The sequence below is a fragment of the Flavobacterium rakeshii genome (assembly GCF_009741375.1).
GTDB classification, from domain to species: Bacteria; Bacteroidota; Bacteroidia; order Flavobacteriales; family Flavobacteriaceae; genus Flavobacterium; species Flavobacterium rakeshii.
This window is the reverse complement of sequence record NZ_WOWP01000013.1, coordinates 1-16,170: the sequence shown is the minus strand read 5'-3', so window position 1 is coordinate 16,170 and position 16,170 is coordinate 1. Positions and strand designations below refer to the sequence as shown.

Below are 16,170 nucleotides of genomic sequence, written 5' to 3'. Positions count from 1 at the left end.
AAAAATCCCGTCATTGCTATGACGGGACTGTGTTGATATTATAAAAAGTTACCTGATTTCATCCAGTTTTTAAGGTTATCCATCCATCGGTCGTTTGTCGAACGGTTAATCATCCCGAAACCATGCTCTCCATGTGGATATAAAAGCATTTCACTTAGCACCCCGTTTTTAATTAAAGCCTGGTAATAAGCTATACTGTTCCCTATGGGTACGAGTCCGTCATCGGCTGCATGAACCAAAAATGCAGGAGGGGTTTTTGTCGTAACCTGTAATTCGTTTGAGTATTGTTCAATCAGTTCTTTTGAAGGATTTTTCCCGATGAGGTTTATCCTGCTGCCCATGTGTGTAAGGCTATCGGTAAAACTGATAACAGGGTATAGCAATATGGAAAAGTCAGGACGGAGAGAAGTATGTTTTGGGTTGGCAATAACTTCTCTTTCAAATTGGGTAGAGGCTGTAGCCGCAAGATGCCCTCCGGCAGAAAAGCCCATTATACCAATTTTATTAGGGTCGATGTTCCATTGTGCGGCATTTTCACGAACCAATTGTATAGCGCGCTGTGCATCCTGTAGCGGGGCTATTTTTCTATCTTTCATAATGGTATCGTTTGGCAGGCGGTATTTTAGCATAAACGCCATGACTCCCATTTTGTTCAGGGCTTCGGCTACATCTTTACCTTCGTGTCCGGTTGCCAGAAAAGCATATCCGCCACCGGGACAAATAATAACAGCTGTTTTTTTGTCTGATTGTTTTTGTGGTTTGAATACGGTTAGTGATGGTACCGATACGTCTTGCGTAATTAAAAATCCGTTATCAACGGTTTTTTCCTTATTCTTACTTGGTATGCTGTTTGGAATTGAATCTTTGTATAAAGGGATAACCTGCTGGGCAGTAACATTAATTGTAAATACTGCTGCCAGTAGTATAAATGCGGTTTTCATAATGGTTGTAATTTGAGATGGAAAATTAAATATTTACTCCCGTATCTCAAAAAATATTATTGGTTAATTTGACCATTAGAGAGGGCCGAGTATAAACGAAAGGCTCATTAGTTGTTCGGTATCGTTTATTTTCTCTACATAGTTTAGTACAACACATTCGGGAAAATCATCAATGCCATAGGGAATTTCCTGATTGTAGGATAGCGATGTGCCCTGTTCTGTTTGATGCTTTAAAAGATGAATACCGCTTTCCACATCAAGCGGAACATCGATGTAGGGGTAAATACTTTCCATAAAGCGTATAGCTTCTATATAGTTTTCCTGTATGGAATCAGGTATCAGTCGGGTTTTAAACTCAAAAGTGATATTTACATATTCACAGCCTTCGTTGTATACTTTTAATACACTGCCGTTAGGTAGTACAGCCGTTTCTATGGCTGAAAGTCCGTCACTTTGCAGGGTAAATTTATGATTACTAAAGTATTTGTTTGTAAGGGTAGGTTCGGCGGCACCCCTTACACAATCGTTATTCTGTTGCGCCTGTGCATCCTGATTAAACAGCATGGCAAAGGCTACTATGGTCGTTTTGATTAAGTATATCATAGCTTATGATCTTAAATCGTTTTCCTTCTCTAAAATTACGGTATTATTTATAAAGTATTCACCATTAATGTGATAGCTTTCTAAAAAACAGCTTTCTTCACTGTGTAGCATAGGGTCTGTTATTTCCTTTTTTATAGTAAGACTATCCAGTTTAAAGGCTGTTTGATTATCAATACGCACCTCATAACTATTGTTTAAAGGCATATTACGGTGTATGTTTCCCCAGTATTTTGTGGTTTCAAGTGACAGTGCAGGTATAGCTTCCACAGCAAAAGAATCTTTTACCTTTTTTCTGTCATATTCATAAATCATTATGTTGTTCAGTTCGTCTTCAGTATATCCGGTAAAGGTGAAATTAAGGAAGCTTATTTGACCTGTAGCAGTATCTTTCTCCTTAGGTGTTTTACAGCTCACTGCTGTTAGCATCAGTATTGTTATAACTAGTTGTATCCTTTTCATCATTGTTTCTGTTTTTAGGGGCTGTAATACAAAATTAAACCGAACCACTATCACTACAGTACACTGTGACAATGAAGTTTATATATCCCCGAATACCGTGAGAGAAGCCGTTTTTAAAAGCCTGAATTTTGTGATGAACTCTAAATTGTAAATTGAAATGGACTTTAAAACAATGTTACAACTGCCGGCTATGCCAACGGCAAAAATTATAGAAATACTACAACAGATAGTTGAGAAAGAGAGAAGTAATGATAACCCCGATATTCCGCAGGTAAGGATAACAGCAGGAGCATCTGGCTCGTATGCCGGTTACTTTATTGATTATAACAAAAATGACAGGACTATACTTTTAGGTAATTGGTTTGATAACCAGTCTGAGCTTAATTATATTGATTATGGTACCGTTACCGGAATATCTGTAAGCAGGGCAAACAAGTATGCCTATTTATTCTCAAACGGCAAAATACCATTTGTACCGGCAGAGGGCGATGTACCTACTATGCTTAAATTAAAAGAAGCAATAAAGGATACCCAAATGGCTTTTAAAATTGCCCTTAAAGTTCCGCATGATGTAATTATAGAATGGAACAAACCCGAAGCGCCTACTGATACTGATAAGTACTATGCTAAAGAGTTTTTAAATACCCTTAAAAATGCTGTAACCGCTATTTGTGCCGATAATTTAGGCAGGGAAGCTTTTGCAGAAAGTGTAAAGAAACTCGCTTATGAATTTGGCACAGAGAATACAGTAACACTTAACGGAGACGAAATGCTTGTAACAGTAAACATGGAGAGAAACTGGCAAACAGTACCATCGGCTACTATGTTACAGGAAATGATGGAAAAGTGTTTATAAAGTAAACTTGATATAAATTAAAAAGCTCCTGAAATTCAGGAGCTTTTTTTATGAAGGATTAGAAACAACAAAAACTACTACTATAGGTTGTTTTCAAGGTATTCTCTTATAGTTGTATCTGTATAATAACCACTATGATGTCCTCCATAACTTGCTTCAATTGTTAGTATGCCACTGTCAAGGTTAAGGTTTTTCTTTTCCTCAGCACCTTCGGCAGGTATATTGTTTACTACAATTTTAGTTATGCTTTCCTGTACGGCTTCTTTACCTACCGTGTCAGAACATAGTTCTTTAAAAGCATCTACCGTGCGCTGTAAGCATACGCTTGGTATAAACTTAATAGCTTCCATATCAAAAGAGTCCCAAGTAATGTCAATAGGAAGTTCTTTACCTACAATCTCGTTAAGCTCGTTTTGATAGTTATCAAAGTACTGCTCTTTAATGCCCTGAATGGCTTTTTTTTCCTGTAATCCCATAAATGTTATTTTTTTATTGATTTTCAAATATTTTACTATTGCCAAAATTAGCGTCTCAGTTACTGCTGTACATGACCTCTTTACGGGAAATATTTTACTCACTGAATTCAGTGATTGGACACTTAAGGTTTTGCCGTAGCTTGGTTTTGTAAATTAAGACTATGAGAAAAATGATATATGTACTTGTAATTGTAGCCGTTTTGATAGTATGCAGGGGATGTATACCGAGCCTTATGGGCGGAGTGAGTAAAAAAACGGCAGCCGAAAACCTGACTCAATATTTAGAAAAGAACTTTAAAGGAACATTGGAGTTTGAAGAACTGGACCGTTTTTTTAATGAAGGGAATATGAACCCCAATATGTTTAGAGCTGTTGTGTATGAAAAAGCCTGCCCTGAAATACTGTTTGTAAGTTACTTTGATGCGAAGAAAATACTAACGGAAGATGGTGATAAGCCAACAGCCTCTTACCGTAAAACAATTCCCGAACAGTATAAGGATGCTAAAACAGATTATACCGCCAGAGAGCTTATTAGGAAACACTTTAAAGGAAGATTAAGTAAAATTGATTTCGGTTACTTTGAAACGACAGCTTTTTTTAATCATAAGGCAGAAGTAAGCGAGATTAAGAGTATTACCGATGATTTTGAAAAGCAGTTAAACATATATAAGGACAGTTTAGTTGTAAGTAATACCAGTAGAATTGTTTTTAATATGGAAGAGGTAAACGGACTGACACTTAAAGTAGATTTTGATTCGGAGTCAGATAAGTTTACAGGGCAGCGCTTTGGAGTATGGCGAAAAAGTAAAAGCTATACTAATATTGAAGAATCACTAAAACCCGAAATGACAAACTACCTTAGCAGTAATAATTTTGACCTGCAACTGCACGGTACGAATGCGTTTTACCTGAGGCAGACTGATTTTGCCGAAGGGGTATGGGTAAACTTCCTTGAAAAGAAAGGTACTGTGCCTAATGATAAGGGGAGATGGCAGGACCCTGTAATCGCTTTTATTTTTGTGTATTATGATATAAATACCGGAGCCATTAAAAAACAGTTTGTAGAAAAACGTACTGTTTTTGATTCTTACATGGATGAACTGGAGAGGATAGGGAAGAACCTCCCTGCCGAATACCATTAATCTTCAAATAATCCCGACTCAATAGCAAACTTAACAGCTCCCGTAGTGGTTTTAGCCCCTGTTTTAAGCAGTATGTTTTTACGGTGGGTTTCAACCGTATTTACCGATATGAATAGAGCTTCAGATATTTCTTTTGAAGTAAGCTCATCGGCAAGTAATTTAAGTACTTCTTTTTCCCTTTGTGAAAGTTCGATGTCTTTGTATTTTTTTCGCTCAAATACACTTTCCATATAGCGTTGTTTGATAATGTCTGAAAAGTACTGTTCACCGTCTATAACAGTACGCACGGCTTTTTGAAGTTCTTCCTTGCTGGTAAACTTAGGGACAAAACCATCGGCTCCCTTTTGTATTACCTTATGTACGGTACGGTGGTTATCCAGCATACTAAGCATAATGATTTTTATATCTGCTTTGTGTTTTTTAGCCTCTGCAAGCAGTTCAATACCATCCATTTTAGGCATGTTGATATCACTTATAATAAGGTCGATTTCAAACTGTCCTAATAGTCTCATTACCTGTTTTCCTTCGGTAGCCAGGTGTACATCCTTAACCTGTGGCATTTCATTTAAAATGGTATGAAGCCCCTCTAAAAACATTAAGTGATCGTCTGCTATAATGATATTTACTGTTTTCATGTCTATTCTTTTATAGGGATGTTAATGGTAATTGAGGTTCCGCTGTTGGCAGAGCTGTCTATATCAATAGTACCGTGTACTTTTTCAATACGTTCGCTTATATTGCGTAGCCCTATTCCCTGTTTTTTATTTTTGGTAAAACCTGCCCCGTTGTCGTTTATTACAATGTTGAGGTAGTCTTCGTGTTTGGTTAGCTGTACCTCTGCAGTGGTAGCATTGGCGTGTTTCAGTATATTGTTTACCAGTTCCTGTACAATGCGGTAAGCATCGGCAAGTAAGTCATCCGGTAGGTTATCAATCTCTTCCTCAGGATAAAAGAAAGCCGTTATTTTTAACCCCGAACGCATGCTTAACTGTCCTAAGAAGTCACGTAAAAAACTCGCAAATCCAATTTTTGAAAAGGGAAGAGGGTGTAACTGATGTGACAGGCTCCTAAGGTCACGGCAGGCGTTGTCTATGCTTTGCAGCATACGCTTTATTTGCGGATTATCTTTTTTATCACTGGCATAGTGTTCAAAGGCTATTTTAATACCGGCAAGGTCACTGCCTATACCGTCGTGTATTTCCCTGGCAAGGCGGGCACGCTCTTCATCCTGTCCTTCCTGAAAACGCTCAATAACCGATATTTTATGGTCTTTTATAAGCTGATTGATTTCCTGTTTGGCATTCTCTTCCTTTTGTACTACCAGTTGTTTTTGTACCCTTAAACGGAGTACATAAAAATAACGGAGAATAATAAGGGTGATAAGTACCAGTATAAATCCGGCTACAAAGGCGTTGCGCAGTATGGTTTGTCGTTTAACAGTAAGTTCGGCTTTTTGAAGTTCAGCTTCATTTAATTTCTGCTCTTTTTCCAAAAGGGCAATACGTGTTTCCTTTAGTTCAGTTTCATAACGTTCCTGTAGTCCTGCCACATATTTTTCTTTATCAACCGAATTGATTTCGTGCTCGGTACTAATACCTTTTTGATAGTATAGCAGTGCATTTTTATAGTCTTCCTGCTCTTCATATAACTGAGCCAGATTTTTATAAAAGTTAGCATTATAGCTAAGCAGTGATTTTTCTTCACTTATATCCAGTGCCCTTTGAAAATAGTTAATTGCCTGTTGGGTATTGTTGAGCTTCATTTCGCATAAACCCAAATCGTTTAGCACAATAGCCATATCTGAAGTGAAGTTGAGCTGTTCCAGCAATGCAAGCGTTTTTTTGAGTTCAGGAATTGCCTCTTTGTACTTTTTTTGTACTACCAAAAGTTGCGACAGGTTTATTTTAATATAAGCTATGGCTGCTTTATTACCCTCACGCTCCCTGTATTTTAAAACGGTTTGGTAGTGCTTATAGGCTTCAGGGTAGCGTCCCTGTTCCTTCATTATATTGGCAAAGTTGAAAAGAGTTATAAGCACGCCATCATCATCACCAAGGGCACGATACAAATTAGCAGCTCTGTCCAGGTTTTCACTTGCCTTTTTATAGTCTTTTTGAAGAATGTAAAGTGTTGCTATGTTTTGGTAGGCATTTGCCTGTTGCTGTTTGTTGTCTGATTTTTTAGAGTAATCAATACACAGCATAAAGTTATCCATTGCCTTTGGGTAGTTACCGGTGTTTTTGTAGCCCAATGCTAAAATGTTGTAACATGCCGGAAGCCCCTGCTCAAAATCGAGCTTTTTTAAAATTTCAATGGCTTTGTTAATATTGGCTATGGTAGCATTATAATCGCCGGTAATAGAACCAAGGTTACCAAGGGCATAATAGGCTTTTGCCTCGTTTAGCGAAGCATCACTTTGTTTACTAAGCTTTAGCCATTCCCGGGCTGCTTTTTTAGCCTTTTCGGGATTGCTGTTAAGTTGACTTTTATAAATAGCCTGTAAAGAATCTATTTTTTTTTCTGTAGGAGTTTCCTGTGCCAAAGCGTTACTATGTATCAGTAAGCAAAGGCATATTAAAACAGATATTTTACAGGCTATTCTTGGCATATATGAGAGTCACAAATTTAAGTGATTTAGGAAAAATACTCCGACTTTAACTTTCTTTTAATATCCTTTAAACTCTCTTTTTCATTTTGCGATAATCCCGTTTCTATTTCCTCACTTAATCGTAAAAGATTATACCTAAGGAAAAGTTCTTCGGGATAATGCTCATCGGCCATTACCTGCAGGCGTTTACAGTCACTTTTTTGAGGTATTTGCCAGCTCATTCGCATACTGGTATAACGCGTTGCTGCTTCTATATTACCCATGTTTCTTTCACAGTCCAAAAGCACTGCTGCATTGTGATTATAATCTTTTTCCTCTTCAAATGCCGTATTAGGGTAATATTCCATTAGCATTTTGTAGCCTTTAATGGCCTGTTCATACCTTTTAAGGGTATACAGTATATAGGCATAACGGTAATCTATAAGCCACTCCCTTTGGGTTGGGTCATATGCCATTATTTTATCATACAATTCTAATGTATACTCCTCGTGTCCTTCGCTTCTGCACGCGCGCCAAAAAGCACGTTTGTAACAGTACATGGTTTCCCAGCTCATATCGCCTGCCTGTTCAAATGCCTGTGCTGATGCCAGGTTGAAACCCATTATCCAAAATCGTAATGCATTACCAAAATAATCCATAGGGGTTTGAGGGTTGTTTATAACACTGTCGTTAGTTACCTCGGGTACTTCCGGGATTTCCTGGTAATCATCATGATCAAAAGCGATAAGCCATTGCAGTATAGGTAACAGTTGCGGATGCAGCCTGTTGTTCCTGTATGCTTCAGATGCATATTCATAACAACGGCGGTAATCACCAATAATAAATATAATCTCAACACACTGGTTAATAGTGTTCCAGTATTCGTTACCTTTTTTACTACAGTAGGAAAGTTTGTGTTTTACATCATCAAAAAACAGTTTATACTTTTTCTGATTTTTGTAAATCATCATCCTTAACTGGTACATAGAAATAATATAAGGCGTATGGCTAAAATACTGTATACCGTCTTCAAGGCACTCTAAGGCATTTATTTGGTAGCCCAAATGAGCAAAGGCATCAGCTTTATAGAAAATGGTAGCTTCATTAGGCACATTTCTAACCTCATACTGATTAATTGTTCTGATTACATTATTCCAGTCGGCCACCAGCCTGTAAAACATAATAAGCTGCTGGTAGTAGGTTTTAGGAGGTAATCCCTGTAAATGTGCTGTACTTAGTGTATTGTATGCTTCTGCCGGATCTTTATCTACTGTAAGCTGCGCATTACTTTTAAGCACCGTTAAAAGGGCATTGTTTGGATCGAGTTCCAGTCCTGCATTAACACACTGTGCCGCTTTTTCTGCTTCTCCTGTATAATGGTATGCATTTGCAAGGAAAAAGTTATACATAATACGGTTTTGTACCTTATTAATATTAGCCAGTTCCCAATAAACTGCAAGGTCATTAAATTCATTTATTTCATTAATCTGTTCCAGTTCAGCAAACGAATAACCTTCCAATACTTCTTTTACCAATCCATAGGTATTGTATTCATAAAAGTAGTTTGCAAGTAATAATACAGAGACAAAATCAAGCTCTTTATCTCTCCATTTTTCCTTCCATTTTTTAGAAACCTTGTCAAATCCTTTTTTGTATATACATTTTTGTATATCAAGATGGATAAGCTTTTTTTCCTGCTGATTTATAATAGGATACTCTTTAAGCTCATTAATAGCAGTCATGTTACAACTTTGAATAGCCAAATCAAAACAACTGCAGGCTATGTCTTCATCGGTGCTTACATTTTCAGACTGTTCCATTACTACTTTTAACAGCTGATCCCTGCTGTGCATTAACATTAGCTGTGCAAAGGAAGCTTCCGGATATAATTCGGTTAAATGCTCCAGTATTATAATAGCATTATTATGCTGCCCAAGCTCCTGTAGTTTTTTTGCATAGGCATTAAGCAGGCTCAAATCGTCAGGATACTGCAGTAATGCCCTTTGCATAATTTCTTCGGGACATTCATTGTAAAAACTGCATATCATCTGGTAGTCGGTTAGGGCGATTGTGTTAAGCCCTTCCAGTAACTCGCTGTATTTTTTTATGAACTCTATGTCCAGGTCATTGTCATACATAGTCCAGTAAATAATACCTAAGCGGTAAAAACGGATTTTAAGTAAATCGTCAATATTTCCCTCACTATCGGTAACTATTTCCTGAGCGGCTCTTATCGTTTTATCAACCTCTTCCCATCGGCCTTCACGATAGGCTAATTCAGCCACTTCTATATAATTTTCTAATGTGTTTTCCATGGTTGTGAATTTTTAATTACCATTGTGTAAACCAATGTGGGTTAATGATTTTTAAATACCTGAGGCTTTGTAATGCTGATTGTTCACTATTGGCATAAAAAGCCACATCGGGAGCCATATTTGCCGTCATGAACTGATGGCCTATAAGTACATTTTCATGAAACGAATCCCAGTCATTAAAATCCTTTTTTATACTGGCGGTAATATCTGCAAGCCTAAGTTCCATTTCGGTTTCATTAATAAAACCGGCAGCGCCCCCCATGCGAAGCAGGAATATTGCCATAGCCAAATCATATCCGGCAAGGGAGGTGCGGAATAACGAAAAACGATGCGGCCATACTATCCTGTAATAATTTCGGTCAATACTATATTTTTGATTATCTAAAAGGCTATTGTATTCGTCTTCACTGTATATCCTGAGTTTACAGGCTATATTGCGAAAATTGTTAGAGGTTTTCCTGATAATCTCATAAGCATAAACACTATTGCGAAGTTCTCTTGCCGATTTTATATCGTAGGTTTTCAGGAGTTTTTTAGCCAGGTATTTATGGTTTTCATTTTCGGGGTCCAGTCCAAACCATGAATCGTGCTTTATGTTCTTACGAAAGTTTTCCATAAGTACAGCCGATAGGTTTAACTGCTCCTGTATTTCTTCTGTTATTTCTGTTGTAGTTGTACTCATTGCTTTATCCCTTTAATTCGTTTACTACCTGTTTTAAGCCATCGGAAAAAATTTCAGTGTATGCACCCGAGTTGGCCATTGCCTCAAGCCCCTGCTGGTAGGAGGAAGCAAACAAAGTATTTTTAACCAGTTGCCCGAACACCATACGGCACATTGCCCCAAAATTGGAATATTGTGCGCCCATTTCGGTATCGATATCCAGTATAGCCATATAAATAGCCTGATACAGTTCCATGGCAACATCGGTATTTTCGGCAAGCCAGTTTCTGGATTCTTCAATTTTCATGGTTAGCGGAGTTATAATCATAGGATTATCAGTATCACTGTCTTTATAACCGTTAATGTATTGAGTTACCTTTTGCATGTTTTCCCTTGTAACTGTAAACGTAGCCATGAAGGTACTTAGCTCAGCAACTAATGAGGACTGTGCAGCCATAGCTTCGGCACTATTTACCGTTTTCTTGGCAGATGATGCTATTACCATGTTATACATGTCGTCATCCTCTTCTTCTTCCTCTTCAAAATGATGTTCATACAGCTTCTCAATACAATTTTCTATTTTTGCCTGAAGGAAGAAATCAAGTGTGCCGGCTGTTACATATTCATACAGGTATTTTACTAATGGTTTAGGGAATTTATCTTTATCAATACCTTCTATTAGTCGGGCTATATGAGAACTAATATCACTTCTGATTCTTTTTTGTATACTCTCGCCTTCATTTACCAAACCTTCTTTACCCATAAAACGAACGAGTAGTTTAAGGATATTAGTTAGTACTATACTGCTGTCTTCCTCACAGTTATTAAAGTAGTCAATAACCCTGTTATGTTGTATATTAAGTACATGTGAAACCCACCTGACATCTGTACCGCCACTGTAGTAATAATCACTTAAATAGTTATACAGGTTAGGCAGTTGCTCTTTGGTTAAAGGGGTGTTTTCATCTCCTATAAACATCTTTTCGGCATACTCCTCGCACTCTTCAGCTATGTAATAATGTACATCTTTTAAACCCCATATATCCACAATAACATCAATATCATTAGTGTCTTTATTTAGGTTTAAAAGCAAATCATAAATAATTTTGACGTAGGTTTCCTGTATGTATTTGTCCGATTTATAAGCATTATGCACAAGATATATTAATGCATTATGCATTTGTGAATGTCTTTCTTCGGCTATGTAATTTTTTATGAGATCTGACGCATGGTTAAGCCCTAACAGTACAAATCGTACTAACGGATCGTTAAGCCCGTTACCGTAGTGGCTCATAAACCATTTAGAGAACTCCTCTTCGCCTTTAAACAGGTTTTCTGTAACATAATAAAAACTTATATGGTAGCCTATGCCTTCATCCTGCATCATTGGGAGTTCTTTTCTGTGCTCTTCACGTAGTAAAATAGAGAACTTCGCATTATAAAACTCCACAATTTCAGTAGGCATGGTATTGGTATCGGCCTGGTTATACCACAGTTTTAACAACGATAACGGCATTCTTTTGGTATCGTTGAATGTTAAGCAATGCTTACCGTACTTTTCCATTACCTCTGTATAGAAGTTTACCGAATTATCTTTTGTAAGCCACTCCACAAATCTGTCATAACATTTTTGTATGGTTATGCCATTAGCCTCGTCTGATTTATGGTAAAACAGGAACACATCATTACCATCCCATTCCCTGTGATGTAATATATTAAGAAAATGATAGCTCCCGGCATTCTGCATGTTCAGGATTTCCTTGCCCTGTTCCTTAATAAACTTCATACTCTCCTTAAAGGCATCAAGTATTTTATAACCAAGGGTAAAGTCTACCTTTTTTCCTTCAATAACCATGGTTGGTAAACCATATGGATTTTTTAATATCCAGTTACTCATAAGGTCAAAAGCATTATTACCATAACCGGCACCTACCGGTAATATATTAACAAAGCTGTTTACCAGTTTTTCATTGTCATCGTCAAAAAAGTTGCGGATAAAATCTTTGTCTATCTGGAAAGGGTAGGAGTAATAGTTACCGTCTTCGGGCGCTTTTGCTACATAAGTTTCCCTAAACAGTCCGTATAGGTAAGCTTTGTGCCCAAAGTAGTCGGCATTAATATAGTCCCTTATATCAAGGCTGGCATGTATTATATATTTACTAAGCGGAACCGAAGCCGTTTCAGAATACACTATAAGTAAGCGGAATACCTCAAAAACCCTTTGTACAAAAACCTTTTCAAAAGCCCTGTATTGTAGGAAAGTTTGGGTAAAACGAAGAAAGTTTATCAGTTTTTGGATAACCTCTGCATCAGGATAGTAACCTGATTCCACAACAGGCAGCCATGATGCTATAAACTCATATCCTTTTTCCTCATCACTGTAGCATTGCGGTACATCAAAAAACATTTTGGCCGCTTCAGTATAGTTTATGTCTTTCTTTACCCTATGGGAAAGTATTTTGGTTAGGCTGTTTCTGTCTTCCCTGTTTTTACAGAAGTGTATAAGAGTATCCCATTCCTCCTGAGTAGGGGTAGAGAAACGTGCCGCATAGTTTACATAACTATTAATTTTATCATCACTATAGGTACTAAACAGTTTACCAAACAGGGTAGTGTTACCCCATTCTCTTATTAATGAGTTTGCAGCCTGTGTAAACGCATCAGGATATACACCTACAACGTTTTTACCATGTTCGTTTTGGAAATTAATATCATCCTGTTTAACAAAATCAATTAAAGCGATTAACTGATGCTCATTGAGTTTTGAATCGGTTAATATCTTTTCATACGAGTCAGAGTTGTCTGTAAGTAACCATGAATAGGCATTATAACATGCCGGTTTATCCATTTTGGAAATAAGGATAATTTTCTCCTTATCGTTAAACAATAGGGCGGCTCCTAAAACCAAATCAGGGTCGTGATGATCCAGTGCTTCTTTAGCTATTTGGGTAAAATAATCGTACTGTACATGATTGCTCATTTCCAGTTTGTCCAGTAAATGGACAAGTGCTACCCCGGCATAAGGTTTTAGGTAGGCAATATCAAGTACGGGCAGTAAAACATCAAGAAATGCATCTAATGAGGTTTTACCATCTTTAAGTTTGGTACAGTCGTTAGTCTTTATGGGCTCCCAACTAAAACGATAATCAAACGAGTTGGGGTGAGAGAGCCATAAAGCCATTTCCATACGAACCGGAAAATCAGGATCTGCTACCTCATATAGTACACGCTTACACCAGTAGGGATGAAAATTATAAGGATACTCACGGTTGTTGGCTATTTCAGCCAACCTGAATACGGTAGATGATAACGAATTATTTAAGGGATCTTGGAGTAGTTTTTCAACTGTAATATCCTTTTTAAGTAATTCATCAAAGGTTTTCAAGGTATTATCCGGAAACGGTATTTGGGAAATCATATCGTTTTCCACCCTCATCACGGCATAGTCTCCCTTTACCAATAGGTAAGGCTCCAGCATATAGGCCTGCTCTTTACAAAACTGTATAACCTTGTAATGTTTATTGTAGGTTTGCTGATGCTGTGACAGCTTAACATCGGTCAGTTCTTTTACTTTGGCAGGCAGTTCCAGCTGACTCACACCAAGGCTTTTTAATATTCTGGCAGGGCCAAAGTATATATCTTCCATTACTTCGGTACCACAATGTTTACAGAAGTTGCCCGATGATGGAGTAAGGTCGGCACACCAAACACAGCGTACGTCTGCGCGTACCGAACTACCGCAATCTATACATAAGTCTCCCTGTTGCCAGTCGTTAGGCTGTTTAGTATGACAGCTTTCGCAATAAATGACTTCGGCCATGATTTATCGGTTTTTACGGATTCTTGCCCACATGTTTTCTTTTTCCTGCGGAGTCATTTCTTTCACCATTTTTACAATAGCGTTTTTAGACTCGCCTTCGCGTTTAAGGAATAGTGCTAATTCAAAATCGGCAGACGGTACAAACTCCGAACCACAGGAACGACAGAATTTACCCGGCCCTGAACTAAAGCACCAATGGCAGTTTAATACCGGTTCAGCCTGATTACCACATGATACACACAGGTCTCCGGTTTTATAATCTTTTGGTTGCTTTGTGCCACAGTGTACACATTTAACCACATCGGCACTTTCTACTACTATAGGTTGCTGTTGTGGGGTTTCAACATCTTGATTAGGGGTAATTTCCTGTTGTGTTTTTACACCCACTGCCCATAGCATAACATTATGGGCAATTTCTTCATCCAGTCCGGTAATGTCTATCAGCGTTTGAGTGTCGCCAATCATTTCAAAATCGGCTTTTTGTTGTATGCCTGCTTCGGCAAGTGCGGTTAGGTGGTCGTTGTTAAGTCCCTTTGACTTTAATATATTCTCTAAAAGTTTAGGTAGTGAATTTGTTGTATCCATGGTTGAATTTTTTTATAAAATTATTTTAAAACCTACATAGGTTTTTCACCATTACGAAGTACTTTTATTTATCCCTGAATTCAGTGATGAGGGAAGGAGGGAGAAATAAAGCTTTGAAATTTCGATTAAAACAATAATCTATTCCTCTTACAGTGTTGGTATTTTTCAAAACAATGTTCTCCCTATTGTTTTAGGGAGAAAACCTGAAATGAATTTTGAGATAGTATGTATAAGTTATATAATGATTTCTTGGTATTGATGGGGGCAACAACCAATTCATTTTATACTCCCAATAACTCTGTTTTTTATTAAGTTTTGATTATTGTATGGTTTACCGGCTATTATTAAACAGCATATGTTTATGCATGAAGTGTTAATTATCATAGTCTTCATCATCGAGATAATCATAATTAACTTTGAAGGTGTTTAAAAAAGCAGCAAGATTATCGGCTATCCATTCACCTTTTTCGTTATTGGCGCCAAATGCTATGATCTGTCCCGGAGTTCCGTTTTTATCAGGAGCAAAATCCATAGCCATAAAGTTACCGTCTTCCAAATCAAAGAAAGGTACCCAGTATGGAGTAACATATAATCCCAGAACTTTCTTATCAGGATCCGAACTTTTTTTCAATTCTTCAAGTGTCCAGTCGTCATAAATGGTTTTCCATTTAAGCCATTCGTCTAAAATATCTTCGGCGATTAAAAAGGGGATATCTTCTATACCATCGTGTAGTTTAAGTAATTCCTTTAGTGCTTTAGGGAAAGCAAATCCTGCAGTTTTTTCAAACTCATCATAAATTTCTTCATTGTCGGCTGGTGGAGCAAAAGCAGGATTAAACTGTTTCATCATTTGGTCAAAAGCAGTTTTAATGGCAGTTGTATCAACATCGCCTTCCGGCTGATAGTACTTTGCAATATAGTTAGCTTTCTCTTTAGCCAGTTTGACCTCATTGTATTTTTTAGGGGCATTATCAAACAGGTATTTTCCTGTTTCATTAAAAATACGATTGTTTATTTTTATTGGTCCGCCAATACTTATTATAGAATATTCATTTGAGGTAAACTGTAGTAACGATTGCATATCCCTGTCTTCATAGTCGTCTCTTAAAATAACTTCCATCCATTTATAAAACAGGGGAGAGCCAATTACCTTTATAGGTAATATTTGTTTGTTTTGAAGAAACAGAAATCCATAATACTCACCCGAAATTTCTTTTGGAGTAACGAGAAATAACCTTTCTATTTTTTGTTCAACCTGCATGGAAAATACCTGTATAAGATTGTCCCTAAATTGAAGTACCTCGGCATTGCCTGGTTTTTCCAATAACTGCTTACCCGAAAGGGCATAGCTTTCTAAGGGAAAGAAAGCAATATCATTCCACTGGATTTTTTTAAGGTTGTTATTATATTCTAAAAAGTAAGATGTGGTTATACCGGAATTTTTCATGCGTTGTATTTTATCTCAAAATGATAAGGTAAAACTATAACAGCCTCTTTAGTTATTTATCCCTGATTACGGTGATTTTACTAAAAACAAAAATCCCCAACCGAATGGTTGGGGATTTTAATTTTATATCGTGTTCAGGATTATTGCCTGTACTTGATTACTTTTTTAGAAACACTTCCGTTGTCAGTAGTAATGTTAAAAATGTACTGAGCGGCTTCCAGTGCATCGATATCCACTTTGTTTATTCCTGTGGTTACCGTTTGCTGTTTTACAAGTCG

14 protein-coding genes are annotated in these 16,170 nt (G+C 37.3%); 2 read left to right on the top strand and 12 right to left on the bottom strand.

Features of this window, described 5'->3' with window-relative positions; all coding sequences use genetic code 11:
• Nucleotides 1-38 precede the first annotated feature (38 nt).
• From GN157_RS03900 to GN157_RS03890, 3 genes are all read right to left on the bottom strand, one after another.
• On the bottom strand, nucleotides 39-941 hold the full coding sequence (locus GN157_RS03900; RefSeq protein ID WP_157481806.1) for an alpha/beta hydrolase: 903 nt from the start codon (nucleotides 939-941) through the stop codon (nucleotides 39-41).
• Between the two features lie 75 nt (nucleotides 942-1,016).
• The gene (locus GN157_RS03895; RefSeq protein ID WP_157481805.1) at nucleotides 1,017-1,544 is read right to left on the bottom strand and encodes a hypothetical protein; all 528 of its coding nucleotides are present in this window, start codon (nucleotides 1,542-1,544) and stop codon (nucleotides 1,017-1,019) included.
• Nucleotides 1,545-1,547: 3 nt separating this feature from the next.
• Nucleotides 1,548-2,006: a hypothetical protein gene (locus tag GN157_RS03890; protein ID WP_157481804.1), complete on the bottom strand. Its 459-nt coding sequence runs from the start codon at nucleotides 2,004-2,006 to the stop codon at nucleotides 1,548-1,550.
• 154 nt (nucleotides 2,007-2,160) lie between these two features.
• On the opposite strand from GN157_RS03890, the gene GN157_RS03885 reads away from it, so the two are divergent.
• Nucleotides 2,161-2,859 carry a hypothetical protein gene (locus tag GN157_RS03885; RefSeq protein ID WP_157481803.1) on the top strand — a complete coding sequence of 233 codons (699 nt, stop codon included), beginning with the start codon at nucleotides 2,161-2,163 and terminating at the stop codon, nucleotides 2,857-2,859.
• 80 nt (nucleotides 2,860-2,939) lie between these two features.
• On the opposite strand, the gene GN157_RS03880 is transcribed toward GN157_RS03885, so the two are convergent.
• Nucleotides 2,940-3,335: a hypothetical protein gene (locus GN157_RS03880; RefSeq protein ID WP_035132196.1), complete on the bottom strand. Its 396-nt coding sequence runs from the start codon at nucleotides 3,333-3,335 to the stop codon at nucleotides 2,940-2,942.
• Nucleotides 3,336-3,496: 161 nt separating this feature from the next.
• Here GN157_RS03880 and GN157_RS03875 point away from each other — a divergent pair, with 161 nt between their 5' ends.
• A complete protein-coding gene (locus GN157_RS03875; RefSeq protein ID WP_157481802.1) occupies nucleotides 3,497-4,477 on the top strand; it encodes a hypothetical protein in 981 nt (326 codons plus the stop codon).
• Here the strand turns inward: GN157_RS03875 and GN157_RS03870 are convergent.
• The 8 genes from GN157_RS03870 to GN157_RS18065 form a co-directional block, all read right to left on the bottom strand.
• Nucleotides 4,474-5,112: a response regulator transcription factor gene (locus tag GN157_RS03870; protein ID WP_157481801.1), complete on the bottom strand. Its 639-nt coding sequence runs from the start codon at nucleotides 5,110-5,112 to the stop codon at nucleotides 4,474-4,476. The genes GN157_RS03875 and GN157_RS03870 overlap by 4 nt on opposite strands.
• A gap of 2 nt (nucleotides 5,113-5,114) precedes the next feature.
• Entirely contained in the window at nucleotides 5,115-7,085 is a 1,971-nt protein-coding gene (locus GN157_RS03865) for a tetratricopeptide repeat-containing sensor histidine kinase (protein WP_157481800.1), read from the bottom strand.
• A gap of 26 nt (nucleotides 7,086-7,111) precedes the next feature.
• Nucleotides 7,112-9,379, bottom strand: coding sequence for a hypothetical protein (locus GN157_RS03860; RefSeq protein WP_157481799.1), 2,268 nt, complete (start codon nucleotides 9,377-9,379; stop codon nucleotides 7,112-7,114).
• 16 nt (nucleotides 9,380-9,395) lie between these two features.
• The gene (locus GN157_RS03855) at nucleotides 9,396-10,061 is read right to left on the bottom strand and encodes a DUF1266 domain-containing protein (RefSeq protein ID WP_157481798.1); all 666 of its coding nucleotides are present in this window, start codon (nucleotides 10,059-10,061) and stop codon (nucleotides 9,396-9,398) included.
• 4 nt (nucleotides 10,062-10,065) lie between these two features.
• Nucleotides 10,066-13,860 (bottom strand): zinc ribbon domain-containing protein, encoded by a 3,795-nt coding sequence (locus GN157_RS03850; RefSeq protein WP_157481797.1) that lies wholly within the window; start codon nucleotides 13,858-13,860, stop codon nucleotides 10,066-10,068.
• Nucleotides 13,861-13,863: 3 nt separating this feature from the next.
• Entirely contained in the window at nucleotides 13,864-14,445 is a 582-nt protein-coding gene (locus tag GN157_RS03845; protein ID WP_157481796.1) for a hypothetical protein, read from the bottom strand.
• A gap of 373 nt (nucleotides 14,446-14,818) precedes the next feature.
• Complete coding sequence (locus GN157_RS03840; protein WP_157481795.1) at nucleotides 14,819-15,892, bottom strand: SMI1/KNR4 family protein; 1,074 nt, start codon at nucleotides 15,890-15,892, stop codon at nucleotides 14,819-14,821.
• Between the two features lie 140 nt (nucleotides 15,893-16,032).
• The coding region (locus GN157_RS18065; protein ID WP_157481439.1) for a T9SS type A sorting domain-containing protein at nucleotides 16,033-16,170 on the bottom strand (138 nt) is incomplete at its 5' end.